Genomic DNA, 26,030 nt, shown 5'->3' with positions numbered 1-26,030 from the left:
AAAGATGAAAAGAGTCGCGATTGTGGGGCTGGGATGGCTGGGAATGCCGCTGGCGATGGCGTTGACGGCGCGCGGCTGTCAGGTCACCGGCAGCAAAACCACGCCGGATGGCGTTGATGCGGCACGGCGCTGCGGCGTGGCGGCATTTCAGTTGCAGTTGACGCCCGAAATTGAAGCGGATGCGGAAGATCTGACGCAACTGATGCAGGCGGATGCGCTGGTGATCACCTTACCGGCCAGCCGCACCGCAGCCGGGGGCGAACACTATATGCAGGCGGTGCAAAATATTGTCGATACTGCGCTGGTGTATAAGATCCCGCGCATCGTTTTTACCAGTTCCACCTCGGTGTATGGCAACGCGCGCGGCGTGATGAAAGAGAACGCTCCTTTGCAGCCGCAAACCCAGGCGGGCCGAACCCTGGCTGCGCTGGAGAGCTGGCTGCACGATTTGCCGGGCACCAGCGTCGATATTCTGCGTCTGGCCGGACTGGTCGGCCCTGATCGTCACCCGGGGCGTTTCCTCGCCGGGAAAACCGACCTTGCCGACGGCGCGCATGTCGTCAACCTGGTGCATCTGGATGATGTGGTCGGGGCGATCACCCTGCTGCTGCAAACGCCGAAAGGGGGCCATCTTTATAATCTCTGCGCCCCCCGGCATCCTGCCCGTGAGCAATTCTATCCCTGCGTAACGCGCCAGCTGGGTCTGACGCCGCCGCAGTTTTTGCCTTCAGACAGCAAAGATCGGGGCAAGATTATTGACGGCAGCAAAATCTGCAATGAACTGGGATTCGAGTACAACTATGCGGATCCGCTGAAAATGCCGCTGGGCTGAGATGTTTTTCGGGAGCGGGCAGGGGGCTTAAACCCCGAGCCGGTCCCGTAACGCATACCAGACGGCGCCCATGGCGGTGAGGGGGATTTTAAAGCGCCGTCCGCCGGGAAAGGCGAGCTGGGGCAGGCTGGCGAAGGCATTAAAGCGCTCCGCCTCGCCGCGCAGCACCTCGGCAATCAGCTTACCCGCCAGATGGGTACAGGTGACGCCATGGCCGCTGTAGCCCTGCATATACCAGACATGTTTTTCCAGCCGGCCAAACTGCGGCATACGCGAGCGGGTCAGCAGGAAATTGCCGCTCCAGCTGTGGCTGATCTTCACGTTCTGCAACTGTGGGAAGGTTTTCTTCAGTTTGGGCCGGATCAGCGCGGCGATATCCACCGGTTCACGCGCACCATACACCACGCCGCCGCCATACAGCAGGCGGTTATCTGCGGTGAGCCGGAAATAATCCAGCAGATAGTTACAATCCTCTACGCAGTGGTTGCCAGGCAGCAGCGACAGCGCCTGATCCTGGCTTAACGGCTCGGTGGTAATGATCTGCGAGCCGCACGGCATGCTGGTGCGACTCAGCCGCGGCTCCAGCTGCGAGGGCAGATAGGCGTTGCCGGCAAAGATAACAAATTTCGCTACCACCTCGCCCTGCGTCGTTTTAACCCGGTTCGGCTCACCATACTGCACGCGGACGGCGGGCGATTTTTCATAAATCCGGCCACCGTGACGACGAATCGCTTCCGCTTCGCCCAGCGCCAGGTTCAGCGGATGCAGATGCCCGCCGCGCCGGTCGAGCAGTCCGCCGGTATAACGGTCAGAGGCGATCTCCCGCCGGATACCGCGTTCATCCAGCAGTTCCAGATGGTGATTGCCGTAACGCTCCCACCATTTTTTCTTCTTACGCAAATAGTTCATCTGACGCGGATTGAGCGCGGCAAAAATGCCGCCAGGGCGGTAGTCGCAGGCGATGGCGTAGCGATCGATCCGATCGCGGATAATATCGGCCCCTTCAAACATCATGCTGCCCAGCATCTGCGCCGTCTCTTTGCCGTAGCGCTGTTGAATCACATCGACATCACGGCTGTAAGAGTTCACCACCTGGCCGCCGTTGCGACCGCTGGCACCATAGCCAACGCGCGCCGCTTCCAGCACCACCACATCATAGCCCGCTTCGGTTAAAAACAGCGCGGCCGAGAGCCCGGTAAAGCCACCGCCGATAATGCAGACATCGCACTGCACGCTGCCGCGCAGTGTTGGCCAGGGAGCATGATGATTGGCTGATGCTGCATAATAACTTTTCACATGGTTCATCATAACCTCCCGGATGCTGATTAAGGACCCGCTCAGAAATTGGCGGGCGTATGGGCGCTGATAATGCGACAGGGCACTGTCGAGGTGTTGATAAAGCTATGCGGCAGGCCGGTATCAATGACGTAGCTCTCGCCCGCGCACAGGTGATAGCTTTGTCCGTTCACCACCAGCGTAATTTCGCCTTCTAATAAGGTGCCGGTCTCTTCACCGGCATGGCGCAGCTTTTCGCCGGTGGTGGCGCCTGGCTCATAGGTTTCCAGCAGCATCGCCAGCGCACGTTGCGAGCGGCCATTGTGGATCAGCTTGAGCGAAACCCCCTGGCCGCCCAGCTCCACCAGATCCGCCGGTCGCACTATGACCTGCGGCGGATCATCCTTTTTTGGCTCAGAAAAAAATTCTGACAGCGATAAGCCATATACCTTCAACAGTTTTTGCAGGGTACTGACCGCCGGACTCACTTTGTCCTGTTCGATGGTGCTGATGGCGCTGTGAGTCAGGCCTGACAGCTCGGCGACACGGCGCTGGGACAGTCCCAGTTCTTGCCGGATCTGCGAGAGGCGCCGTCCGGGCGCCAGCATACTGTCGTTCATGGTCTTTTTTCCTTGTGATAACAGAGAGAAGCCTCAATAAAGCCAGCAAACAACTGACGTGATACGGGAGATTCTGCCGCCCGCCATTCGGGATGCCATTGCAGCGCCAGCGCAAAAGGATGATGGCGCAGGCTGAGCGCTTCAATCAGCCCGTCGCCAGCACGCGCCTCGATGCGCAACTGCGGGCCAGGTTCGCGGATGCCTTGCTGATGCAGCGAATTGACCCACAGGCGCTCACAGCCATTCAGCAGGCGGTGCAGCAGGCCGTCAGGGGTAATAAAAACTTCATGGGCCGGCGCATATTGCTGCGCCAGCGGTTGCGAATGGTCTTCATGATGCCGCAACAGGCCAGGCTGCTGGCTGAGCTGACGATAAAGCGATCCGCCGTTCACCACCGCCAGCTCCTGCATACCGCGACAGATCGCCAGGATCGGCATCTTTTTACCAATGGCCTGGGTCAGGACAGCAAACGCCAGCCGATCGCGGCCCGGATCGGCATGCTCTTCGCTGCCTTCTTCACCATAATGCCAGGGTTCGATATTGCTGGGGCTGCCGGTGAGCAGCACACCATCCAGCACGGCCATGGCGCTGGCTAACAGGTCAGGGGAATCCGTCAGAGCGTGAGGAAGCGCAAGCGGGACTGCTCCCGCCTCTACCAGCGGGTCCAGATATTTATTGTGTACGATCTGTGCAGGATGGCCCTCTTTCTCGACCTGGCACATCACTACGCCGATCAAGGGCTTGTCAAATATAATGCCCATGTTTTCCTCGCAACACTGTTAAATATTTTCACCAACAGAGCGGGTATGGCGCAAAACTGTGCAATATATTGACAATCTAGCAATCGCCTGGCTAATCTTCAAACAGTTTTGTTACATTTGCACACTTTTTGTGTTAGGGCTATGGTTGAAGAGTGGTTGTTATTTTGAGCAGTGCACCGATCATCAGCAAAGGCGGGTGGGATTATGACGAACCTGGTGGAAGTGGAAGACTTCACGCGGCACAGTGAAGAGAAGCGAACCAGCGCGTTCCAGCTGGAGACAAAAGCCTGGCTGGAACGCCATCCTGATATGCAGTATGTGGATATTCTTCTTAACGATTTAAACGGGGTTTTTCGCGGCAAGCGCATTCCCGTCGCCGGTCTGGCAAAACTGGAGAAAGGCTGTTATTTTCCGGCATCGGTATTTGCCATGGATATTCTGGGCAATACGGTGGAGGAGGCCGGACTCGGACAGACACTGGGCGAACCTGACAACCTCTGTATTCCCGTTCCTGATACCCTTATTCCCTCTGCTTCCGACCCCGACCATATCGCGCAACTTCTGCTGACCATGCGCAACCAGGATGGTACTCCCTTTGACGTTGAACCCCGAAATGTGCTTAACCATCTGTGGCAGCAACTGCGTAAACGCGGCTTGTTTCCGGTGGTAGCGGTAGAGCTGGAGTTCTATCTGGTCGATAAAAAGCGTGATGCGGAAGGTTATATCCAGCCCCCCTGCGCCCCCGGCAGCGAAGAGCGCAATATGCAGAGCCAGGTCTTCTCGGTGGACAACCTGGATCACTTCGCTGAGGTGCTGCGTGATATCGATGCACTGGCGAAACTGCAGGGGATTCCCGCCGATGGCGCGCTGGCCGAAGCCTCGCCGGGACAGTTTGAAATCAACCTGCATCATACGCGTGACGTACTCAAAGCTTGTGACGCCGCCATCCAGCTGAAACGACTGGTGCGTCAGGTGGCAGAAAATCATGGCATGACCGCCACCTTCATGGCCAAGCCCTATGAAGAGTACGCAGGCAGCGGCATGCATGTGCATATCAGTATGCTGGATGCGGCCGATCATAACGCTTTCGCCACGGACGATGGCAGCGACTCTCCGCTGCTGAAACGGGCGCTGGCCGGCATGCTGGATCTGATGCCCGCCTCGATGGCGCTGCTGGCCCCTAACGTCAATGCTTACCGCCGCTTTCAACCCGACGCCTTTGTGCCGTTGCAGGCCTCCTGGGGACACAATAATCGCACCGTGGCGTTGCGTATTCCCTGCGGCGATCTGGAAAACCGGCGCGTGGAGTATCGCGTGGCGGGTGCGGACGCCAATCCCTACCTGGTGATGTCAGCGATTCTGGCGGGTATTCTGCACGGTCTTGATCATCAATTGCCCCTGCCGCCACCGGTACAGGGTAACGGCCACGAGGCGGCAGGCATCTCCTTGCCGATTCGTCAGAGCGATGCGCTGTATGAGTTTGAACAGAGCAGGGCGCTGCAAAAATGGCTGGGCGAACGTTTCAGTCGCGTCTGGTACAGTTGTAAGCATCATGAACTGATGCAATTTGAACGGCTTATCACCGCGACAGAGATTGACTGGATGCTGAAAAATGCCTGATCGGATTAATCTCAAGCTTTGTTACAAAGAATAGTTCCGGCATCTTGTTTTTCGCCTGGCATTTAAGGCAGAATATGCGACCTGCAAAAACAGATCATAACCGACGCTTATAGCGCCGGTTATTTTTTTGCATCGTACTTCATTGACTTATTACCGAGGCCGGGCGCGTTTCCGGATAGATATCTACCAGAAAACACGCTGTGTGCGTGAGATTGAGGATACACAGATGGGGTTGTTTAACCTGATGCCAGCAGTGACTGGCTCTCGCTTCCATGATGACTATGGTGCCGCATCCGCTGCCCGCGCTCATCACCTTATTCCCACTCGCGCTATGCCTGTGATGTTTTCCGCCTTCAGCGGAGGAATGACCAAAAATGCATAACGCTTCCGCCGCACCGCAGCGTGCCCATCTGAAAAAGACACTGACTCTGTTCCCGGTTGTGATGATCGGCCTGGCCTACATGCAGCCGATGACGCTGTTTGATACGTTCGGCATCGTCTCCGGCCTGACCAGCGGTCACGTCGCCACGGCTTACGCCTTCGCGCTGATTGCGATTCTGTTTACCGCCCTGAGCTACGGTAAGCTGGTACGTCGCTTCCCGTCAGCAGGCTCGGCCTATACCTATGCCCAGAAAGCCATCAGTCCGCATGTGGGCTTTATGGTGGGCTGGTCATCGCTGCTCGATTATCTGTTCATGCCAATGATTAACATTCTGTTGGCGAAGGACTATTTCGAGACGCTGGTGCCGGGGATCCCCTCCTGGATTTTCGTGGTGCTGCTGGTGGGCTTTATGACGCTCACTAACCTGAGGGGCATCAAAACCGTGGCCAACTTCAACAGCCTGATTGTGGTGTTGCAGGTACTGGTGATGGTAGTGATTACCGGTATGGTGGTTTATGGTGTGGCGCACGGCGTGGGTTCTGGCACCCTTGCCAGCACGCGTCCGTTCTGGTCGGAAGATGCCCATGTGGTGCCGATGATTACCGGGGCAACGATACTCTGCTTCTCGTTCCTGGGCTTCGACGGTATCAGCTCGCTGTCTGAAGAGACCAAAAATGCTGAGCGTACCATTCCGCGTGCGATCTTCCTGACTGCGCTGATTGGTGGCCTGATCTTTATCTTTGTCTCTTACTTCCTGCAGCTCTATTTCCCGGACGTGTCACGCTTCCAGGATCTGGACTCTTCGCAGCCGGAAATCATGCTGTATGTGGCGGGTAAAGCGTTACAGGTTGGTATTCTGATCTTCTCTGTGGTGACGGTACTGGCATCCGGTATGGCCGCACACGCAGGCGTTTCCCGCCTGATGTATGTGATGGGCCGTGACGGTGTCTTCCCGGAGCGTTTCTTTGGTTACATCCATCCCAAATGGCGCACGCCGTCTCTGAACGTGCTGCTGGTGGGGGCTATTGCGTTGCTGGCGATCAATTTCGACCTGGTGACCGCCACTGCGCTGATTAACTTTGGTGCGCTGGTTGCCTTCACCTTTGTGAACCTGTCGGTGATTGCGCAGTTCTGGGTGCGCGAGAAGCGCAACAAGACGCTGAAAGATAATATCCAGTACCTGCTGCTGCCGGTGTTGGGTGCGCTGACCGTTGGGGCTCTTTGGGTGAATCTGGAAGAGAGCTCCATGCTGCTGGGCCTGTTCTGGGCCGCGATTGGTGTTATCTGGCTGGCGTTTGTCACGCGCAGCTTCCGTAACCCGGTCCCGCAATACAGCGAAGAAGTGTAATCTGTCGTTATCTCTCAACCCCTCGCCACTGGCGAGGGGTTTTTTTATGCCTCAGGAAACCAGTTCGCGCGCGTAGCTATACAGCGCTTTCAGCTGACCCAGTTTCTCATTGTCACCTTCATGCAGATTCGCCAGCGACTCCAGCTCCAGTAAAAAGGCCTGCACGCGTTCCGGGTTCAGCATTTCACGACGGTGTTGCAACCAGCGCTGCTGCTCCGCATCATCCAGCGTGCCAGGGAAATTACGCGCCCGGTAACGAAACAGCAGTTTTTCAATGCGCCGATCGCCAAAGGTGAGGTCGAGCGCGGGCAGGTTAACCGGCGCGGTCTGACGAATGATATTCATAGCGGTACGATCGGCATCGCTGAAAAAGCCGTCGTAAAGCTGGGCATCAACATCATCGACCGGCACAAAAGGCTCCGCTTCCGCATAGAGCGTCACCACTTTTTCCCGCACTTCCGCATGCTGACGCAGTACGGCAAGGTTATCAAGGCAGTACTGACGGTCAATGCCCAGCCGCTCCGCATCCTGCGGACGCAGGGTGTTTGCCGGAGCCAGTACCGGACATTTATTGATATGAACCAGCTTGAGCGGGACAGGAAGTTGATCGCCGAGTTCGTTGTGACGCGTGTAAAGACGTGTGCGCAACGCGTCGGCATCCAGCTCCAGCAGCGGAGAGATATTCCCGGCGAGGTCAGCCACAATCAGTGCATTACGGTTATCGGGATGCCAGGCCAGCGGCACAACCCAGCTGGTGTTGCCACGCGCCGCACCAAACATGCCGGAGACATGCACCAGCGGTTTCATCTGCGGGATATCGATCAGCGTCATCAGTTTCTGCTTGTTGCGATGACGGTAGAGAAAATCGAACAGTTTCGGCTGCTTCTCCTTCACCAGCTTTGCCATCGCCAGGGTAGCATAGACATCGGACATGGCGTCGTGGGCGTTTTCGTGGGCAACGCCGTTCGCTTTTGTCAGATGCTCCAGCTTAAAGCTGGGGAAGCCATCGTCATTTTCAGGCCAGACGATTCCCTCAGGGCGCAGGGCGTAGCAGGCGCGCATCACGTCCAGCAGATCCCAGCGCGAATTACCGTTTTGCCAGCTCCAGGCGTAGGGATCGAAGAAGTTGCGGTAAAAAATGTTGCGCGTGACTTCATCATCAAAACGCACGTTGTTGTAACCGACCACACAGGTATTGGCTTCGGTGAACAGCGTATGAATGCGACTGGCAAATTCAGCTTCCGTCACGCCACGTGCCTGCGCCAGTTGCGGCGTAATGCCAGTGATCATCACCGCTTCCGGCTGCGGCAGATAGTCGTCAGCGGGTTTGCAGTAAAAAACCTCCGGCTCCCCCACGGGATTGAACTCGCTGTCGGTGCGCAAGCCAGCAAACTGCGCCGGTCGATCAAGCGACGGGCTTTTACCAAAGGTTTCATAGTCATGAAAGAGGAAGGTGGGTTGTGCGCTTTCGTTTGCCAAAATAGTTATCCGTTCACTTCAGTTTGCTGACAGGCTGGTTGGGCAGCAGGGGAGAGGGTGCAATCCACACTAACGCCCGTTTGGGTTCACTGCTGTATTTTACATGGTAAACCATATTGGGGTAGACCAGAAGGTTCAGGAAAAGGGATAAGCGCTCCCGTATCAAGCTTATTATCTACATTGGATATATTGCTTGTTGTGACGCTTTTACTGATTGCTGCAATGAGCAATTCCCCTTACATGAGGAAAATAGCTGATTTTATAAGTGTAGAGGATAATTATAATTTACTTGATCAGTACTCCCCACGCTGGCTAACTTTTCTGGGGGATATCTCATTTTCGCTGTATCTCTTACATACGCTTTTAAATAACGGGATTGGGAAACACTTACGCTGGACAGGCTTGACAGAAGGGGTCGCAGGTTTTGTTTTATATTCTGTGGTAGCTCTTACCCTGGCCACTTTATCATTTCGTTATATCGAAAAACCCTTCCTCTCGCGTGAAAGGCGTCTTCAGCCAGCTAAATGATTATGCTGCAAAATTATGCCCGGGGTTAAAAGGGGATCTATGCATAATGAGACTGTTCAGGTGTAACCAGCACCTGACTGTTTGCTGATTACACGAGATATGAAGTATCAACTATGCCGCTTTCTCTGTTAAAAGAAAGGGCATAGGGCCGCATTCACGCATATACCTAAGCTATCGCCTCGAATGGCGGCCATTTCCCCGGAAATTGTTGGTGAAATACCAACTTCGCCGCGTCTGGTATGTGAAGGAATTCCAGATGCGGATCATTGTTTTAGCAACTGAGCCAGGCATATACAGTTAAATTCACAACATTTTGGTTTCATAAGCCAGCCTTAGAGCTGGCTTTTTATGTCGGGTTGATCGTGCCCTGACAAATATTTTCTGGCGCGGCGCGGTCCATCCCAAAACGCCATATCGCTGCCTTTGCGGAAATGCTGAAAAATGTAAGCTGTAAATAAATATCGCTACATCTGACTCTTAGAGTTTGAGAGGTTGTCTAAATTATACCGGCTCTGAAAAAATTTGATTTAAGTCACTTTTGATGCACCTTTCCGCCAAATTTTATCCTCCATTACCACTTCCATCACGTTAAAAAACAACATTTTGTTCGTTGTTTCTCGTGTTTCACAGAGTTCCAGTTTTAGGACAATTCTGATAAAATATAATTTTTCTGATGCTACGGAACATTGATAATGAAAAGAAAATGGTTAACAGCAATCTTTCTGGTGGTGTCTGTGTGCGTGCTGTGCGGTGGCTATCGCTATGATGGCCGTCCCTTGTTTGTCAGCAAAGCTGAAGCGGAGACCGCTTCCTTCCTGCGCTATACCTATGGGCCAGGTAAATGTAATGCCAAAAGCGCGGCTAACGAACAGTGGGAAATGGAGTGCGTCTATGAAGATGGCGAAAAAGTCTTCCGCTATGCCCTGACTTCACCTGATTACACCCAGCATAAAAAGACTATCCAGTTTCACTTAGTGGCCCTGAACGAAAGCGCCAGCCAGACCGCACATGAAGGCCTGACAAAGCTGCTTTTAATCGAGACCCCGCAGAACAACGTCTACAAATCATGATCTGAATGAGCATGATGAACATATCACCATGCTTTGATGAACTTTCCGCTCGGTCTGTAACAGCCCTGACGCTTCAGACGATACTGTGTTTACCCGAAGGCTGCCTGATGGCGGCCTTTATTGTTATCAGCGCTGATGATCGCTGTCCGCCTGGCGCGAATGAACGTTATGCACATTCTCTATCCTTTACTACGCTCACAAAGAACCTTAACAGGGAGGAGTGAGCAGCATGAACAAACGAATACTCTTTGCAATACTGGCAATCGCGTTCCTGGTGGGATCTCTTCTGCGCTGGATGGCGGGCAGCGCCAGCTACGGGCTGATGTTATTCTTCTTCGCGCTGCTCTGCAGCTGGTTCAGCTTTAAATCGGGTAGCAACAGACCAGATTAAGCACAACCACCCGCAAAAACGCGCTGCCTGATGATAAGGGCAGCCGCTGACTGACTGAAAATATGACTGATCCTCTCATAGAGAGAAAACGGTAGCGGGCGATTCCCGCAGATAAGGTTTTAAATTAAATCCACTCACTCTTTTCCCACTCTATTAATCCACGCCTTAAGCCTTCGCGTATTAAAAGTCATTCCCCAGAAGTTGTGAGGAAAATGATTATTAAAAGTATGCCCGATGTAAACCTGCTGTTTTAGCCTTGTAGATTTTCTGCCGTAATGGGCGGTAAGAAGAAAATCGTACTAACCTGTCAGCCCCGCAGGGGGTAATATAGCCCGCGAACAGCCTCTGACAGCGGAAAGCCATTTTGCGTCCTGATAAACCTGTATCGAAAATTGAATTCTGGTTATATCGTCACTATCGCAGCGTGCATGGCGTGCGTATTGCCATCGCCTTTATTCTCTCGTTTCTCTTTGTGCGCATAACGGAAATTCCGGAAGGCACCTGGCCGTTAATTACCCTGGTTGTGGTAATGGGGCCGGTCTCCTCCTGGGGTAATGTCTTTCCGCGCGCTATCCAGCGTATTGGCGGCACCATTGCCGGTTCGATTTCCGGTCTGATCGCCCTCAAGCTGGAGATGATCTCACTACCGGTCATGTTAATCTGGTGTGCGATAGTGATGTTTATCTGCGGCTTTCTTACGCTGGGCAAACATCCCTATATGGCGCTGCTGATAGGCATTACCCTCAGCGTGGTCGTCGGCGCGCCGGCAGGTGATTTTACCGTTGCATTGTGGCGCGGCGGCGATGTGATCCTGGGATCGCTGCTGGCCTTGTTGTTCAGCGCTATCTGGGCACAGCGCGCCTGGCTGCACTGGCGCATCCAGCTTTCCGATGCTTTTCTGGCGATGGCGAAAATCTATCATGCCGGCTTTTCCCCCAATCAGGTCGAGCAGCCGCGCCTTAACAAACCCCTGCAGCGTCTGCTGAGCAGCGTGATCAAAATGCGTGCGCTGCTGGAACCGGCGAGCAAAGAGACGCGCATTCCGAAATCGGTGTTTGAAGCCATTCAGACCATTAACCGTAATATGGTGTACACCGTTGAGATGCAGATTAATGCCTGGTGGGCTTCGCGTGAGAGTCTGCTGATCATGCTCAACGCCACTACCTTACGGCGCACCCAGCAGATGACAGAAAACACCCTGCGGGCGCTGTCGGCCATGCTGGTGAGCGGTAAAAGCGATAAGCTGGCGGCGAACAGTCACGAGCTGGCGGAGATCAGTCGTGAACTGCGACAGCTAATCCAGGAGGGCGGCAGCGAGCGGCTGGAGGAGACACCGATCTACGGCTACGTCTGGCTGAGCCTGGAGCTGGCGAAACAGCTGGAGCGTCAGACCGATCTGATTCGCCTGGCGCTGCGCAAATAGTTCATCAGACAATGACTTAATGTGATTCGCTGTATCTTTGCGCTAAGATAAGCGCCAGTCCGATTTTAAATGTGAAAATTGCTTACGAGGCTGGCAAGCCGCTAAGCTGAAGGTCAAGACTGTTACGCCTGCCACGCAGGCCCAATAAAAGGTGCCATCATGGAAAATGCCAAGCAATCATTTCAGGACGTACTGGAGTTTGTACGTATGTTCCGTCGTAAGAACAAGCTGCAGCGCGAAATCAACGATATCGAAAAGAAAATTCGTGATAACCAGAAACGTGTGCTGCTGCTGGACAACCTGAGCGAATATATCAAACCAGGCATGAGCATCGAGGCGGTGCAGGAGATTATTGCCTCCATGCGCGTTGACTATGAAGATCGCGTTGATGATTACATCATCAAAAATGCTGAGCTCTCCAAAGAGCGTCGCGAGCTGTCGAAAAAGCTGAAGGCGATGGGCGAGCTGAAAGCGCAGCAAAGCTCAAAAGCAGAATAAACCAGGGCGGCGTTACAGCCGCTTTTTTAATGCCGCTATTCACACTCTCCCAACTGACGCGCCAGGACCTGTAGCTGGCGTACCAGCGCCTGACGGTCTGGTTTGCCCTGTGACGGCGGCGCGGTGGTCGCGCGCAGCACCAGTGAGGTCTCCAGTGCAGGTGTAGTATCCGTTTCCGCATGGAGGCGGGCCAGCAGGCGGTCGACGCTCACTTCGCCCAGCAGGCGCAAATCCTGGCGCACGGTGGTAAGCGGCGGCTGATACCAGGCGCTTTCCGCCGTATCGTCATAGCCCATCAGCGACATTTGCTGCGGGATGGCAATGCCAAACTGATGCAGCGCATGCATCGCGCCCAGCGCCATCTGATCATTGGCGACCAGCAGCGCCTGCGGCAGATTATCCGGCAGCAGCGTCATCATCGCCTGATAACCGGAACGGGCGCTCCAGTCGCCGCTCAGCACGGCATGCGGGCGCAACTGATGCGCCGCCAGCGCCTGCTCCCAGGCGTGAAAGCGCTGACGGGCAGAGATGGAGTGCATTGGTCCGTTAAGCAGCGCGATGCGCCGATGGCCGAGCGCCAGCAGATGCGCCACTCCCTGCTGCGCACCCATAGCGCTGCTGAACTGACATTGCGCCACCGCTGCGTCGTCGGCGACATCAAGAAACAGTGCCGGTTTCTCACCACATAATCCCTGCAGCTGCAGCGCCTCGCTATTTTCCAGCGGCAGATTGATCAGCAGCCCATCTACGCGCTGCGCCAGCAGTTCATTCAGAGTCGCGCGCGCCGCTTCAGCGCCGCTTGCGGCGGCCATGGCAATCACCAGATGATAACCGCGTGCGGCGGCGCGATGCTGAATCGCTGAGGCGATCTGGGCAGGTGCCATCAGCGCCAGATCGCTGGTGGCCAGGCCAAGGGTGCGCGTCGATTTGCCTGCCAGCTGCTGCGCAACCCGGTTAGGCACATAATTCAGTTGCTGCATCGCGGCGGTCACGCGCTCGCGTGTCGCGGGCGCCACCTGATCCGGGCGGTTAAGCACACGAGAGACGGTCTGATAGGAGACGCCTGCCAGACGGGCAACGTCATCGAGAGTGGTAGCGCGCGAAACCATTGATTTCTCCTGAAGTTGAAGCTGCGAGTGTAGCAAATTTTTTCCTTACCTCCTCTTCTGTAGCGGCTACACTGCGCAAAAGAGCCAACGGGAGAGCTGAGATGCAACTGACGCCAGATGAGATCCGTGACGTTAACACCCTTGCCGCCTGGCTGGCATGGGATGAGCTGGCACCGGACGGGGAGGAGAGCGCTGATCTGGCGATCCTGGCCGGGCACGCGGTACTGCCCGCTATCGAAGGGGTGATCGCGCTGGCGAAACGCTACCAGCTGCCGCTGCTGATTAGCGGGGGAACAGGACACTCTACGCCGCTGCTGGCGCAGGCGATGGCGACACATCCGCTTTATCACCACATCCCGACCAGGGGAAAAAGCGAGGCGGAGATGCTGGCAGCCATTGCCCGTGCCTTTGCCCATCTGCCGGAGGAACATCTGCTGCTGGAAAGCGCCTCACGTAACGGCGGAGAAAATGCCGCGTTCAGCCAGCGACTGCTGGACGAACGTCATATTCAGCCGCAGCGCGTTATCCTCAGCCAGGATCCGCTGCTGCAGCGTCGCACCACGGAAACCTTTCGCTGGCAGTGGCGCGATCGCGCGGATGCGCCGCAGTTTGTCAGCTGGCCGGTGTTTCAGCCGCAACTGGTGGAGGATAACGGCATGTTGCGTATTCTCGGCGCGCCGGTGCAGGGGCTGTGGTCGCTGGAGCGTTTTCTGGATCTGTTAATGGGAGAGGTGCCGCGGCTGCGCGACGATGCGCAGGGCTACGGTCCGCGCGGCAAGGGCTTTTTCGGCCATGTCAGTTTGCCGGAAGCGGTAGAGGCCGCCTGGCAGCGGCTGATGCAGGTGCCCGCCATTCAGGCCTGCATCAGCCGTTAACTCAGCGTGACTGTTGATAGACGCTGAGATTGACGTAAACCGCATTCAGTAACGGCACGCTGAGATCATGGCGCGCGGCGCGCGTCAGCAGATCGCCAATTACATGGTCAGCCTCAATGGCGTAGCCCTGGGTTAAATCGCGGTACATGGAGGAGGTCATTGGTATACCGGGCTGACTGATATAGTCATACACCTTCGCCGTGATGGCCGGGCGCTCCTGATAGCCATCGGCGCGCATCACGGCGAGCACTTCATTAAACAGATCCCGCAGCAGCGCGCCGCCGCCGGAGGTCTGCAGCACCTGTTGGGTATTGCCGCGTGACAGGCAGGTCATGGCGCCGAGAGTGCTGAGCAGCAGCCACTTTTCCCACAGCTCGCTCATCAGCGTGTTGGTAAGAATCGACTCGAAGCCGCAGTCGCGCAGTGTCGTATCCACCGTCTGCAGGCGCGCACCATTATCACCCTGCAAATCACCATAAAAGAGCTGATGCAGCGGCGTCATCTGCACAATTTCGCCCGCCGCTCCGAGGGTCGCGTGGATCTTACAGTAGCCGCCGATCAGCTTCTCCGCGCCAAAACGCTGCCGCAGGGTGTCGATATGGCGCATACCATTGAGGATCGGCATGATCAGTGTCTGCGCGCCTACCGCCGGGGCGATATCCTCCAGCGCCTGGGGCAGGGCAAAGCTTTTTACCGCCAGGATAATCAGATCGAACGGGGTGGTCAGCTCGCGCGCCAGCAGCAGAGCGGGCGTTACTGTGAAATCGCCGTGCGGGCTTTTTACCTGCATACTCTGCTGTTCCAGCTGCTGTTTGCGCGGTTCGCGTACCAGGAAGGTGACATCCCGTCCCGCCTGTGCCAGACGGGCTCCGAAATAACCGCCGGTTGCTCCGGCGCCGACAATAAGTATGCGCATGTTTCCCCTGAAAAATAAAAAGAAAGGGCATTACGATAAAACGACAGAGCAAAAGCTGCCAGCGTTACCTGCATCCGCCCGCCAGCGCACAATGTGCCTGGCCGCGCATTTGCGCTTCAGGGATGCGGGGCTTATGATCGGCTAATCGCGCCAGCGCCGCTGGTCACACCGAAAAAGGAAACACAGGGCATGAAAAAAATCGGTTTTCTGTCATTTGGTCACTGGTCGCCCACCGGGCAGTCAGCGACGCGTTCGGCGCAGGACGTACTGCTGCAATCTATCGATCTGGCGGTGGCGGCAGAGGAGCTGGGGGCCGATGGCGCTTATTTTCGCGTACACCATTTTGCCCGTCAGCTGAGCTCTCCTTTTCCCCTGCTGGCGGCAGTGGGAGCGAAAACCCGGCGCATCGAAATCGGCACCGGCGTGATTGATATGCGCTATGAAAATCCGCTCTATATGGCAGAGGATGCCGGGGCCGCCGATCTGATCGCCGGTGGACGCCTGCAGCTCGGTATCAGCCGCGGCTCCCCGGAGCAGGTGATCGAGGGCTGGCGCTATTTCGGCTATGTGCCGCAGGAAGGGGAGAGCGATGCCGATATGGGACGTCGCCATGCGGAAGTGCTGCTGGATGCGCTGCGTGGAGAAGGCTTCGCCAAACCCAACCCGCAACCGATGTTCCCCAATCCGCCCGGACTGTTGCGCCTTGAACCTTTCTCGGCCGGGTTGCGTGAGCGTATCTGGTGGGGCTCCGGCTCAAACGCAACGGCGGTATGGGCGGCGAAGATGGGGATGAACCTGCAAAGCTCGACGCTGAAAGATGATGAAACCGGCGAGCCTTTTCATGTGCAGCAGGCCAGACAGATCCGCGCTTACCGTGAGGCGTGGAAAGCGGCGGGCCATCAGCGCGAACCGCGCGTCTCTGTCAGCCGCAGCATCTTTGCGCTGGTGAACGACCAGGATCGTCTCTACTTTGGCCGCGGCGGCGCGGAGCAGGACACGGTGGGTTATCTGGATGAACATACCCGCGCCATTTTTGGCCGCAGTTATGCCGCCGAGCCGGAGACGCTGATTAAGCAGCTGGCGCAGGATGAAGCGATTGCGGAAGCGGATACGCTGCTGCTGACGGTGCCGAACCAGTTAGGGGTAGAGTATAACGCCCATGTGATTGACGCTATTCTCAGGCTGGTGGCACCGGCGCTGGGCTGGCGTTAACGCGGCGGGCTTATGCCTCAGGGCGTCAGGGTGGCGTGCCAGCGCCCGTCCTGCGCCAGCTGACTGGCGTTGATTTCCAGCGCCAGTTCGCCGCCAGCCACATAAAAGCGGCTGAACTCCAGCACGTTATCGTCAATATGGGTGGCGAGGCGTTCAATACAGAACAGCGCGCTGCCTTCGTCAACCGCCAGCAGACGCGCCAGACGGGCCGTCGCGGTCACCGGCAGATAGCGGTCGCGCGCATTGAGCGGCGAAATGCCGTGACTCTCGCGCAACTGCGCATAGAGCGAGCGATTCGCCTCAAGATGGCTGAGGCCGTTATAGATGTTGCCATCCAGCCAGGTAATGCCGTGACCGATAGTGCGCGTCTCCCGCCGCCAGCTGCGCTCCAGGCGCAGCAGCTGACTGCCCACCGCCAGATCCATTTTCTCCGCCACCTCCGCATCCGCCATAGTAGGCATTAACGAGGCGATATCGCTGATGAGCGGCAGCGCGGCGGCGAAATGCAGCAACAGCTCCGGCAGGTCGCGATAGTATTGCTGCAGAATAGCGCGGTTGATAAAGGTGCCTTTGCCCTGTTCGCGAAACAGGATACCGTTCTGCACCAGGGCGTCGATGGCCTGTTTTACCGTGCCGCGTGCGACATTAAATTCATCGGCGAGCACCAGCTCGCCGGGGAGTTTATCCTGATAAGAAAAAGCAATGATCCTTTCCAGAATGATATTTTTTATACGCAGGTACAGCGGTAAGCCCAGAGGCTCATTCATGCCAACGCCTTTCTTAAAGATAATGAATCTGACTGCGGTAACGGTTAAAGATATCCTGATTGATCTTCTGATTGCCGTCAATGTTAGCACTGGCCAGCAGTGGCGGCGTTAAACCCTCCGCCAGCAGCTGTTCGCTGATACGTAGCACCAGCAGATTACAAATTGTTGCCCCCAGCACGGTAGAAAGCGGTGCGGCTTTTTGCGCCACCTGCGGCAGCGCCACCGCGGCGTCACCGTAGTCGCAGTGATTGTTGATCACCACGTCGGCAACGTCACACAGCAGCTTGCCGCTGGAGTGGCGCGGCGTGACATGTTGCGCGGTATCAAGGCTGGTAATAGCGATCACCTGCGCACCGCGTGCGCGTGCCGTAAGGGCAACATCCAGCACCACCGGATTGCGGCCGGAAACCGAGTGAATCAACACCACGTCGCCTGCAGCTACCGGCGAGGCTTCCAGCAAGGCGCGACCCAGCCCCTCGACATTTTCCAGCGCGCTGGTGAGCGGCAGCGGGCGCACGTTCAGCATCAGCGCGGCAGAAAACAGCGGATTGACCACCGCCAGCCCGCCCGCGCGATAGCACATCTCTTCGCTGATAATCCCGGCATGACTGGCACCAAAAACAAACAGGTTTTTCCCGGCGATCACTGCCTGCGCCATCAGCGCGGCGGCGCGATCGTGCATAGCGCTGTCCGCCTCAAGCTGCGTCAGTTTCGTGCGGATGGCGGAAAAATAGTGTGCAGCGGCGTGGCTCATCATCGTCTCCCGTCAGGTTAAAACGCCAGTAATTTGCCGAGCAGGCTGATCAGCGGCGACAGAACGAACATATCGCTGTCGCCCGCCCACAGCGCCGTGTCGGGAATGGTGTGATTAATCAGGTAGCTGACGCAGAAATATTGCCCCCAGGCCACCAGCGTTGAGGTGATAAAGCCCGCCAGCAGCGCCCCTTTATAACCTCCGGTAACGTTACCGAACACGCCGGCGGTACCGGCATGGAAGAAAATCACAATCATACTGGGAATAAAGACGTAGCCGGTGGTGGTGCCGATCAGCATTAGCCAGAGTAGCGCGCCGATAAAGGCACCGATAAAGCCCAACACCACGGCGTTCGGAGCAAAGTTAAAGATAATCGGGCAATCGAGCGCCGGGCGTGCGCCGGGCACCAGGCGGGTGCCGATACCGTTAAAGGCGGGCACCATTTCACCGATAAACATGCGCACCCCCAGCAACACTACCGCAATGCCGCCGGTAAACAGCAATGACTGTTTCAGCACGTAGACATAAAAACTGAGCTCACCGGATCCGGCTAAAATTTCCCGCGCCTGCGGCGTGGCTTTGAGTTGCAGCAGCAGAGTGCCGATAAAGAACAGTAAGGTCATGGTGAGGGCGGTTACCACGTTGGAATCGCGCAAAAAACCGAGGTTTTTCGGGACGCGGATATCTTCGGCACTGACTTTGTTGCGGGCGAACAGATGTCCGGCCAGTGCGCCCAGCAGAGCCACGGAGGCGGAGGTATGCCCCAGCGCTACGTTATCGTTGCCGGTAATGCGCCGCATCCAGGGCTGTACCAGCGCCGGTTGAAAGGTCCAGTAGAAGCCGAGGAGCAGCGACAGCGCCAGGGTCAGTTTTGTCAGCGAAATATCGGGATGCTGATTGACGATCACCCCGGCGAAAATCATCGCAGTCCAGAACATCATATGACCGGTGAGATAGATATATTTAAAGCGCGTCAGCCGCGCCAGCAGCAGGTTAATGGCAAAACCGGCGGCGATAGCAATGGTCACCGCGCTGCCAAATCTTTCGCTGAAAACGCCCTGGCCCATAATATTGCGCAGAGTCATCTGCTGCAGACCAAACACTTCGGTCCAGATGGGCTGAAACACCAGCAGCGCCGAAACGATAATGCTGGCGCCCGCCCCGATAATCAGAAAGCCAAGAATGCCTTTCAGGGTGCCGGAAACGATATCCGCCAACGGTTTTTTTTGCAGCACCAGACCCAGCAGTACAATCAGACCGATCAGTATCGAGGCTTCACCGAAAATATTGACGGTTATCCAGTGTAAAACATCGATAAAACCGCTCATGAGGGGTTCCCCTGTGCAAACAGCCCGGAGCTGAGCAGCGCCTGCTCAATTTCCTGCTGGTCGATATAGTTATTCACGATCACCACCGGACAGTTTTTCCGGGTGAGATTGCCCGCCAGTTCCGCACTGGTCACCACCAGATCTGCCTCTACCGAGGCAGCGGCGGAAACATCCATATGTTCCACCGAGGCGCGGTAGCCCCGTTTCGCCAGCACTGTTTCCACATTCATTTTCAGGATCAGGCTGGATCCCATCCCTAAGCCGCACACGGTAAGAATTTTCATAACAGCGTTTCCTCTGTGGGGTAAAAGAGCACGTCGAAGCGGCTCAGGTTAATCAGGCGTTGAACAGGCGACACAGGGTATCGGGATCGCCACTGGCCAGCAGTTCCATATTCTGCGGTTGCGCCAGCACTGTGACCACGCGTTGAATCAGGGCAATATGGCTGTCGCTGCTGGTGGCGGACAGACCCAGCACCAGATGAACCGGGTCATTTTCCTGATGACCAAACGCCAGCGGCTGCGCCAGACGCACCAGACTCAGTTGTGCCTGCTTCGCCCCCTGTTCCGGGCGGGCATGCGGCATGGCAAGGCCGGGGGTGATGACAAAATAGGGGCCGAGACGCTGATAGTTCTCCACCATCGCTTCGGCATAACCGGCCTCGCAGGCGTCGACGGCAAACAGGGCGTCGCCGGCGCGGCGGATCGCCTGCTGCGGCGTGGCGGCGGCAAAATCACTGATAATGGCTTCGGGTTTAATGATCATGCTCGTCTCCGCGCAGATGCTGCTGCAGCGATGCCAGGGTGGTGGCGAACGCGGCATCCAGCAGCTGCTCGCCTTTGTGCGGGCTTGCCTGAGTGGGGTCGCCCAGCACGGCGTAATCGCTGAACTCGGTCCAGTGCACCTGACGGTAACTGAAATCAGCGGGAAAATCGGGATAGTGGGCGCGTGCCTGATCCATGCGTACCCATTCCGGGGCCAGTGTCTGCATCAGAGAAGTTTCGATTTCATCTGCATGCATATAACCGGGGCGCGCAGTTCTGGATACCTGCAGCTCACGCGCTTTATCGGCCATGCCCGCCCAGCTGTAGCTCAGCAGGGTAATCCCTTCCTCTTTCAGACGCCGCGCAGCGATTTTCAGCGCGTCGAAATTACCGAAATGCGCATTAATCACCGCCGTGGTAGGGATACCGTAGCCGTGCATATTGCGTGCCAGCGCCATCAGCAGATCAACCAGCAGATCGTGGCCGAGATCGATGGCTCCGGCGTGTCCGCGCAGTGACCAGACCTGTCCCCAGGGCAGCAGCGGCAGGCTGATAGCCCGGTCGCCGAGCGCGGCGTCAAGTCGTGCGCAGAAGCGTTCTGCCAGTAAGTTATCTGTCGCCAGCGGCAGATGATCGCCATGGGGTTCAGTGGCGCCGAGCGGCAGCAGCGCCACCTGCGCTCTGTCAAGCGCAGCACGCGCTTCGCTTTCATAAAGATGATCGAGTCGCATGGGGGCCTCTCAGGCGAAAGAAAAGTAGCGCGCCGGATTGGTGACAAAGAAGGCGTGCAGTAGCGCCTCGCCATCCATTCCCGCCGCCTGCGCTTCCTCAAGAAAGCGCGGACGCCACTCGCTGAGAATAAATTTCAGACCCAGCCCGCCTTTGCCGTAATGGGCGCTCATCGATTTACGGGCGAAATCGCCGCCGATGAGAATCTGATCCTGATAGCCTTTGCGGCACAGGGCAAGAATCGCTTCAGTACGCACATGCTCGGGGAAATACTTGGTGCGCGTGATGCCATCGAACGAGATAAAGGCACCGGTACGGGCCAGTTTCTGATGCAGCCAGGGGTCCGGATTGCGGTCCATATGCGCGAAGCAGATACGGGAGAGGTCCAGCCCGAGCTGGCGGAAAACAGCCGCCTGTTCCAGCGCCATGGTGCCCATTTCGGTATGGGTATGCATCGGTGCGCCGGTGGCCTGCTGCGCCCGCACCACCACCTCCAGGGTCTTGCGTTCCAGCGGGGAAATGGTGTTATAACCGGTGCCGCATTTCACCACCCCGGCGCGATGCTCGCTGCCGTCAATGCCGTGCTGCACTTCGTTGACCACTACTTCGGTCATCTCGTCAATCGAACTGCGACTGATCCATTCCGCCCAGGTTTCGCCGCTGGCATAGCGCGGACTGCTCCAGAGAAACCCTTTATTAAAGCCGGCGGTAGCGATGATGTGCAGCTTATGCTGACGTGCCAGCTGCGCCACTTCCACGGCGTGACGACCGTAGTCGGGGGCGGTGGCGTCATAAAAGGCTTGCCCGCCGGCCTGAACAAAATCGGCCAGCTCCAGGCCGGAGGCGTGCAAATCGTCCAGCAGCAGGTCTTCTTCCTGACGTTGCTGCCAGTAGGGCGGAATGCAGTAAATATGATCGTGACTGTAAGTCACACCCAGATCCTTGCTGTCGATATCACCATTAAGTGTGCGAACCAGGCCCATTGTTTTTCTCCTCCACGCCAGATGTGAATGAGAATTGAGCATGTCATTGTTCACATGACCATACAAGTGATCAAGTTCATATTTTATACTTATGGCTCATGGCCAACGGGCAAAACTATGCGCTTCCACAAAGAACGGGAAAATAAAAATGTCCGTTAACGGCGACATTAACGGACGGGGAAAGCGTGTTGTCTGAAACGGCCAGGGCTACGGCCCCGGGGCAGGTTACTGTGACGGCAACAGCTCGGTTTTGATCCAGCCAGGCTGACGTTTATCAAAACTCTCATAGGCGGCAATGACATCGGATAACGGCTCTACCTGGGTCAGTACCTGAGTGGGATCGATAGCGCCCATGCGTATCAGCTCCAGCAGATGCGGGACGATGGCGTGATGGTTACAGTTGCCCATTTTCATGGTCAGATTTTTATTCATCGCCATGCCGATAGGGAAGGTCTTCGCCGTCGGGGGATAAACACCAATAATGCTCAGCGTGCCCGCTTTTTTCAGCACCTGAATCGCCCATTCCAGCGCCTGGGTGGGCGCATCGCCCGGGATCCAGTTACCGTTATGTACGTGCTGATGTTCGGCGTTGTCCGGCGCTACCTCTGCGACCTCCTGCCGGAACTGCTCCGCTTGCTGTTCTGCCTGTCTGGCTGCCGGACCATGATGCGCATGCTGACTGTCAACACCCACCGCGTCGATAGCAATATCCACGCCGATGCCGCCGGTTAATGATTTAATGGTTTCCAGCGGATCCTCTTTTTCAAAGTTGACGGTAAACGCGCCCTGGCGACGCGCCATCGCCAGTCGATCGTCGTGTGGATCAATGGCGAACACCTGTCCGGCCCCCATCAGCAACGCGCTGGCGATAGCAAACTGCCCGACCGGGCCGCAGCCAAAGACCGCGACCGTATCGCCGCGTTGAATGCCTGCCATCTCTGCGCCAAACCAGCCGGTGGGGAAAATATCGCTGGTGAGAATCGCCTGTTCATCAGTGACGCCTTCCGGCACCTTCACCAGGGTATTTGAGGCGAAAGGAATACGTGCTTTTTCTGCCTGTAAGCCGTTAACCGGGCCGGTAGCTTGCGGGCCCCCGAAAAAACAGGTGCCCGCCTGCGGACCGTTTGGGTTGGCATTATCGCATTGCGCTGTATTTCCGCTGCGGCAGGGCGGGCAGTAGCCACAGGAGACGGTGGAACAAACCACCACCCGATCGCCAATATCGAAATTACGCACCTGATCGCCCAGTTGTTCAATAATCCCGACGCCTTCGTGACCGAGAATAGTGCCCGCTTTCATCCCGCTGAAGGTGCCGCGAATAAAATGCAGATCGGTGCCGCAAATCGCCGAGGCGGTGAGTCTGATCACCGCATCGCGAGGATGTTCAATCTGCGGATCGGCAACCTCATCAAGGCGGATATCGCCGGTAGCGTGCCAGACGAGTGCTTTCATACTGTCTCCTCTTTTCGGTGAATAGAACAGGGTGCATACCGGGCCGGGCGGCCTGATACCAGGGCCTGCTTTAACGTGCAGAGTTGAAAGTATAGCTAGCGATCGGGTCATACATGAGCGAACGGGGAAGACCCGGGCAGGATGGCGGAATGTGTTTGCAGCAGGGGAAAATGAAAACGCCCCGGTATTCTGATGAATACCGGGGCGTTGAATTTGGCTCCTCTGACTGGACTCGAACCAGTGACATACGGATTAACAGTCCGCCGTTCTACCGACTGAACTACAGAGGAATCGCTTGAACGGGGCGCATATTATCGGGCAGGCGAGGGCTTGTCAAAGCTCTTTTTCGCGATTTTTCACTGACTGCTGAAGAAAGCAGCAGTTTACGGGTACCACGCAACAGACAGCGGTAGCGGGATGCACTGTTGTGCAAAAACGGCCCAAAAATTCTCCCGCATTATGATCACATATATTTCATTTTGCGTTTGAAATCGGCGCAAATGAAATATATGTTTCGCGAAACCCCTTATCCCTCGCGGAGTGCATCATGAAAAAAGTCAGAATAGGCATGATTGGCAGTGGATATATCGGACGTTGTCATGCGATTGCTTATGCGCAGGCGCCCACAGTATTCAACCTGAAAGGTGAAATCGTACGTGAGATGCTGGCGGAAGTGGATCCGGCGCTGGCTGCCAGACAAGCTGCGGCTTTTGGCTTTGCACGCGCGACCGCAGACTGGCGCGAGCTGGTGAGCGATCCGGCGATTGATGTGGTGGATATCTGCGCCCCGAACTTTCTGCACAAGGAGATGGCGCTGGAAGCGATACGTCATGGCAAACATGTTTACTCCGAAAAGCCGTTGTCACTGACGGTAGCGGATGCGGAAGAGATGGTGCAGGCGGCGCAGCGGGCCGGGGTCAAAACGCTGGTGGGGTTTAACTATATGAAGAACCCCACCAGCCAGCTGGCAAAAGAGATTATTGCCCGTGGCGAAATTGGGGAGGTGGTGCATTTCTACGGCACCCACAATGAGGATTATCTTGCCAGTCCAACGACGCCGCTGGACTGGCACTGTCAGAAGGCGCTGGCCGGGCTGGGCGCGCTGGGCGATCTCGCTGCGCATATTGTGAATATGGCGCACTACCTGGTCGGAGAAATTGCAGAAGTGAGCGGCGATATGCAAACGGTGATTAAGCAGCGTCCCGACCCGAAAGAGCGCAGCCGTATGCTGCCGGTAGAAAATGAGGATCAGGCGAGTGCGCTGTTGCGTTTCAGTAATGGCGCGCACGGCGTGGTAGAAACCTCGCGTATTGCCTGCGGCAGTAAGATGGGGCTGACCTATGTCGTCACCGGCACCAAAGGAACGCTGCGTTATACCCAGGAGCGTATGGCGGAACTGGCTCTTTATCTTCATGACGATCCGGCGGGCCGTCAGGGATTTAAAACCATTCTTACCGGCCCGGCACACCCGGACTACGCCAGCTTTTGTGTTTCGGCCGGACATGGCATCGGGTTTAACGATCAGAAAACCGTGGAGATCCGTGATTTGATCAACGGCATCGCTGCTGGCGACCCGATGTGGCCCGATTTCGCGGAGGGACTGCGGGTGCAACGGGTGCTGGAAGCCATCGCGGTGTCCGCGCTGGAAAGGCGCTGGATAAGCGTAGCATAAGGGGGAGGGCCGCACGGACTATTCCCCTCTCCCCCCGGGAGAGGGTCAGGGTGAGGGGGAAGGCCGCACGGACTATTCCTTCTCCACCGGGAGAGGATCAGGGTGAGGGGAAGGCCGCACGGACTATTCCCTCTCCCTCCGGGAGAGGGCCAGGGCGAGGGAGAAGACCGCACGGACTATTCCCTCTCCCTCCGGGAGAGGGCCAGGGTGAGGGAGCAGACCGCACGGACTATTCCCTCTCCCTCCGGGAGAGGGCCAGGGTGAGGAGAAGGCCGCACGGACTATTCCCTCTCCCTCCGGGAGAGGGTCAGGGTGAGGGGGAAGGCCGCACGGGACAGTTCCCTCTCCCCCGGGAGAGGGTCAGGGTGAGGGGGAAGGTCGCACGGACTATCCCCTCTCCCCCCGGGAGAGGGTCAGGGAGAGGGGAAGGCCGCACGGACTATTCCCTCTCCCCCCGGGAGAGGGTCAGGGTGAGGGGGAAGGCCGCACGGACTATTCCCCTCTCCCCCCGGGAGAGGGTCAGGGTGAGGGGGAAGGCCGCACAGTTCCGCCCGCCAGGCGAGCGGCAGTTCCAGCGGCTGCGCCACACACGGCCGGGTTAAGGGGCCGTTTCGCCGGCCCCTTAACAATCCCCGCGACCGGCTGCCGTTGCGCAGCGCTGCGCGCTGTCCCTTCGTCACTCACGCCGTCCCACGGACCGCCCGGGACGCGCCCTCCCTGGCGCGGCCTGCACTCTCGCCGACGTCCTGTCGGCTCGTCCTGACCGTCGTTCCCTCCTCAGCGCCCCGGAAGCCGGAACCGGGGAGCCGTCTGCAGGTCCTCGTTTTTTTCTTTGGGTGTGGAGTGGGCTGGCTGTAAGCGAGTTCAGAGTCAGTGCGGTTTTTCCCTCACCCCGGCCCTCTCCCAAAGGGAGAGGGGGAAAACGTGCGGGCCGGGAGAATGGTGAGGAGGACAAACCGCACGGGCAGTCCCCTCTCCCTGCGGGAGAGGGTCAGAGTGAGGGGGAAGGCCGCACGGACTATTCCCCTCTCCCCCCGGGAGAGGGTCAGGGTGAGGGGAAGGCCGCACAGTTCCGCCCGCCAGGCGTGCGGCAGTTCCAGCGGCTGCGCCACACGCGGCCGGGTTAAGGGGCCGTTTCGCCGGCCCCTTAACAATCTCCGCGACCGGCTGCCGTTGCGCAGCGCTGCGCGCTGTCCCTTCGTCACTCACGCCGTCCCACGGATCGCCCGGGACGCGCCCTCC

25 protein-coding genes and 1 tRNA gene are annotated in these 26,030 nt (G+C 57.1%); 11 read left to right on the top strand and 15 right to left on the bottom strand.

Going from position 1 to position 26,030, the window contains the following annotated elements; all coding sequences use genetic code 11:
* The first annotated feature begins 4 nt into the window (after nt 1-4).
* A complete protein-coding gene (locus E0E17_RS00125) occupies nt 5-832 on the top strand; it encodes an SDR family oxidoreductase (RefSeq protein ID WP_130830718.1) in 828 nt (275 codons plus the stop codon).
* 27 nt (nt 833-859) lie between these two features.
* On the opposite strand, the gene E0E17_RS00120 is transcribed toward E0E17_RS00125, so the two are convergent.
* Genes E0E17_RS00120 through puuD form a run of 3 tightly spaced genes read right to left on the bottom strand, consistent with a single transcriptional unit; the run spans nt 860 to nt 3,488 of the window.
* Nucleotides 860-2,137, bottom strand: coding sequence for an NAD(P)/FAD-dependent oxidoreductase (locus E0E17_RS00120; protein WP_130835410.1), 1,278 nt, complete (start codon nt 2,135-2,137; stop codon nt 860-862).
* 32 nt (nt 2,138-2,169) lie between these two features.
* On the bottom strand, nt 2,170-2,727 hold the full coding sequence (gene puuR / locus E0E17_RS00115) for an HTH-type transcriptional regulator PuuR (protein ID WP_130830717.1): 558 nt from the start codon (nt 2,725-2,727) through the stop codon (nt 2,170-2,172).
* Nucleotides 2,724-3,488 (bottom strand): gamma-glutamyl-gamma-aminobutyrate hydrolase, encoded by a 765-nt coding sequence (gene puuD / locus E0E17_RS00110; RefSeq protein WP_130830716.1) that lies wholly within the window; start codon nt 3,486-3,488, stop codon nt 2,724-2,726. Before puuD ends, puuR begins: the two co-directional genes overlap by 4 nt.
* Nucleotides 3,489-3,689: 201 nt before the next feature.
* Here puuD and E0E17_RS00105 point away from each other — a divergent pair, with 201 nt between their 5' ends.
* Together E0E17_RS00105 and E0E17_RS00100 are read left to right on the top strand one after the other, a co-directional pair.
* A complete protein-coding gene (locus E0E17_RS00105) occupies nt 3,690-5,108 on the top strand; it encodes a glutamine synthetase family protein (RefSeq protein ID WP_207302069.1) in 1,419 nt (472 codons plus the stop codon).
* A 374-nt stretch (nt 5,109-5,482) separates the two neighbouring features.
* Nucleotides 5,483-6,838 (top strand): APC family permease, encoded by a 1,356-nt coding sequence (locus E0E17_RS00100; RefSeq protein WP_130830714.1) that lies wholly within the window; start codon nt 5,483-5,485, stop codon nt 6,836-6,838.
* 51 nt (nt 6,839-6,889) lie between these two features.
* Here the strand turns inward: E0E17_RS00100 and sbcB are convergent, their stop codons facing one another.
* Nucleotides 6,890-8,317, bottom strand: a complete 1,428-nt coding sequence (gene sbcB / locus E0E17_RS00095; RefSeq protein ID WP_130830713.1) for an exodeoxyribonuclease I — start codon at nt 8,315-8,317, stop codon at nt 6,890-6,892.
* 57 nt (nt 8,318-8,374) lie between these two features.
* Between sbcB and E0E17_RS00090 the strand changes: the two genes are divergently transcribed.
* The 5 genes from E0E17_RS00090 to E0E17_RS00075 all read left to right on the top strand — a co-directional run bounded on the left by E0E17_RS00090 (nt 8,375) and on the right by E0E17_RS00075 (nt 12,227).
* A complete protein-coding gene (locus tag E0E17_RS00090; protein WP_130830712.1) occupies nt 8,375-8,845 on the top strand; it encodes an acyltransferase family protein in 471 nt (156 codons plus the stop codon).
* Nucleotides 8,846-9,537: 692 nt separating this feature from the next.
* Nucleotides 9,538-9,915, top strand: coding sequence for a hypothetical protein (locus E0E17_RS00085; protein ID WP_130830711.1), 378 nt, complete (start codon nt 9,538-9,540; stop codon nt 9,913-9,915).
* 229 nt (nt 9,916-10,144) lie between these two features.
* Complete coding sequence (locus E0E17_RS20155; protein ID WP_165446193.1) at nt 10,145-10,306, top strand: hypothetical protein; 162 nt, start codon at nt 10,145-10,147, stop codon at nt 10,304-10,306.
* A 364-nt stretch (nt 10,307-10,670) separates the two neighbouring features.
* Complete coding sequence (locus tag E0E17_RS00080) at nt 10,671-11,729, top strand: FUSC family protein (protein ID WP_207302032.1); 1,059 nt, start codon at nt 10,671-10,673, stop codon at nt 11,727-11,729.
* A gap of 159 nt (nt 11,730-11,888) precedes the next feature.
* A complete protein-coding gene (locus E0E17_RS00075) occupies nt 11,889-12,227 on the top strand; it encodes a DUF496 family protein (protein ID WP_130830709.1) in 339 nt (112 codons plus the stop codon).
* 35 nt (nt 12,228-12,262) lie between these two features.
* Here E0E17_RS00075 and E0E17_RS00070 read toward each other — a convergent pair whose 3' ends face one another.
* A complete protein-coding gene (locus E0E17_RS00070) occupies nt 12,263-13,336 on the bottom strand; it encodes a LacI family DNA-binding transcriptional regulator (RefSeq protein ID WP_130830708.1) in 1,074 nt (357 codons plus the stop codon).
* A gap of 101 nt (nt 13,337-13,437) precedes the next feature.
* Between E0E17_RS00070 and E0E17_RS00065 the strand changes: the two genes are divergently transcribed.
* Nucleotides 13,438-14,211: a YdcF family protein gene (locus E0E17_RS00065; RefSeq protein ID WP_130830707.1), complete on the top strand. Its 774-nt coding sequence runs from the start codon at nt 13,438-13,440 to the stop codon at nt 14,209-14,211.
* A gap of 1 nt (nt 14,212) precedes the next feature.
* Here the strand turns inward: E0E17_RS00065 and E0E17_RS00060 are convergent, their stop codons facing one another.
* Nucleotides 14,213-15,127 carry a ketopantoate reductase family protein gene (locus E0E17_RS00060; protein ID WP_130830706.1) on the bottom strand — a complete coding sequence of 305 codons (915 nt, stop codon included), beginning with the start codon at nt 15,125-15,127 and terminating at the stop codon, nt 14,213-14,215.
* Nucleotides 15,128-15,316: 189 nt separating this feature from the next.
* Between E0E17_RS00060 and E0E17_RS00055 the strand changes: the two genes are divergently transcribed.
* The gene (locus E0E17_RS00055; RefSeq protein WP_130830705.1) at nt 15,317-16,339 is read left to right on the top strand and encodes an LLM class flavin-dependent oxidoreductase; all 1,023 of its coding nucleotides are present in this window, start codon (nt 15,317-15,319) and stop codon (nt 16,337-16,339) included.
* A 17-nt stretch (nt 16,340-16,356) separates the two neighbouring features.
* Here the strand turns inward: E0E17_RS00055 and E0E17_RS00050 are convergent, their stop codons facing one another.
* From E0E17_RS00050 to E0E17_RS00010, 9 genes are all read right to left on the bottom strand, one after another.
* Complete coding sequence (locus E0E17_RS00050; protein ID WP_130830704.1) at nt 16,357-17,106, bottom strand: GntR family transcriptional regulator; 750 nt, start codon at nt 17,104-17,106, stop codon at nt 16,357-16,359.
* Nucleotides 17,107-17,119: 13 nt separating this feature from the next.
* The gene (locus tag E0E17_RS00045; RefSeq protein WP_237680739.1) at nt 17,120-17,863 is read right to left on the bottom strand and encodes a sugar isomerase domain-containing protein; all 744 of its coding nucleotides are present in this window, start codon (nt 17,861-17,863) and stop codon (nt 17,120-17,122) included.
* Between the two features lie 14 nt (nt 17,864-17,877).
* Nucleotides 17,878-19,188, bottom strand: coding sequence for a PTS ascorbate transporter subunit IIC (ulaA, locus tag E0E17_RS00040; RefSeq protein WP_130830703.1), 1,311 nt, complete (start codon nt 19,186-19,188; stop codon nt 17,878-17,880).
* A complete protein-coding gene (locus tag E0E17_RS00035; protein WP_130830702.1) occupies nt 19,185-19,472 on the bottom strand; it encodes a PTS sugar transporter subunit IIB in 288 nt (95 codons plus the stop codon). The genes ulaA and E0E17_RS00035 overlap by 4 nt, the downstream gene beginning before the upstream one ends.
* A 52-nt stretch (nt 19,473-19,524) precedes the next feature.
* Nucleotides 19,525-19,953: a PTS sugar transporter subunit IIA gene (locus E0E17_RS00030; RefSeq protein WP_237680738.1), complete on the bottom strand. Its 429-nt coding sequence runs from the start codon at nt 19,951-19,953 to the stop codon at nt 19,525-19,527.
* A complete protein-coding gene (locus E0E17_RS00025; RefSeq protein ID WP_130830701.1) occupies nt 19,943-20,683 on the bottom strand; it encodes a creatininase family protein in 741 nt (246 codons plus the stop codon). Before E0E17_RS00025 ends, E0E17_RS00030 begins: the two co-directional genes overlap by 11 nt.
* 9 nt (nt 20,684-20,692) lie before the next feature.
* Nucleotides 20,693-21,664 carry a phosphotriesterase family protein gene (locus E0E17_RS00020; RefSeq protein WP_130830700.1) on the bottom strand — a complete coding sequence of 324 codons (972 nt, stop codon included), beginning with the start codon at nt 21,662-21,664 and terminating at the stop codon, nt 20,693-20,695.
* A gap of 225 nt (nt 21,665-21,889) precedes the next feature.
* The gene (locus E0E17_RS00015; RefSeq protein WP_130830699.1) at nt 21,890-23,116 is read right to left on the bottom strand and encodes a zinc-dependent alcohol dehydrogenase; all 1,227 of its coding nucleotides are present in this window, start codon (nt 23,114-23,116) and stop codon (nt 21,890-21,892) included.
* A 214-nt stretch (nt 23,117-23,330) separates the two neighbouring features.
* Nucleotides 23,331-23,406: transfer RNA gene (locus E0E17_RS00010), tRNA-Asn, on the bottom strand.
* A 257-nt stretch (nt 23,407-23,663) separates the two neighbouring features.
* Between E0E17_RS00010 and E0E17_RS00005 the strand changes: the two genes are divergently transcribed.
* Complete coding sequence (locus tag E0E17_RS00005) at nt 23,664-24,788, top strand: Gfo/Idh/MocA family protein (protein WP_130830698.1); 1,125 nt, start codon at nt 23,664-23,666, stop codon at nt 24,786-24,788.
* The last annotated feature ends 1,242 nt before the right edge of the window (nt 24,789-26,030 follow it).

The sequence above is a fragment of the [Erwinia] mediterraneensis genome (assembly GCF_900604315.1).
GTDB classification, from domain to species: domain Bacteria; phylum Pseudomonadota; class Gammaproteobacteria; order Enterobacterales; family Enterobacteriaceae; genus Pantoea; species Pantoea mediterraneensis_A.
The sequence above is the reverse complement of the archived record's forward strand: the minus strand, read 5'-3'. Positions and strand labels throughout refer to the sequence as shown.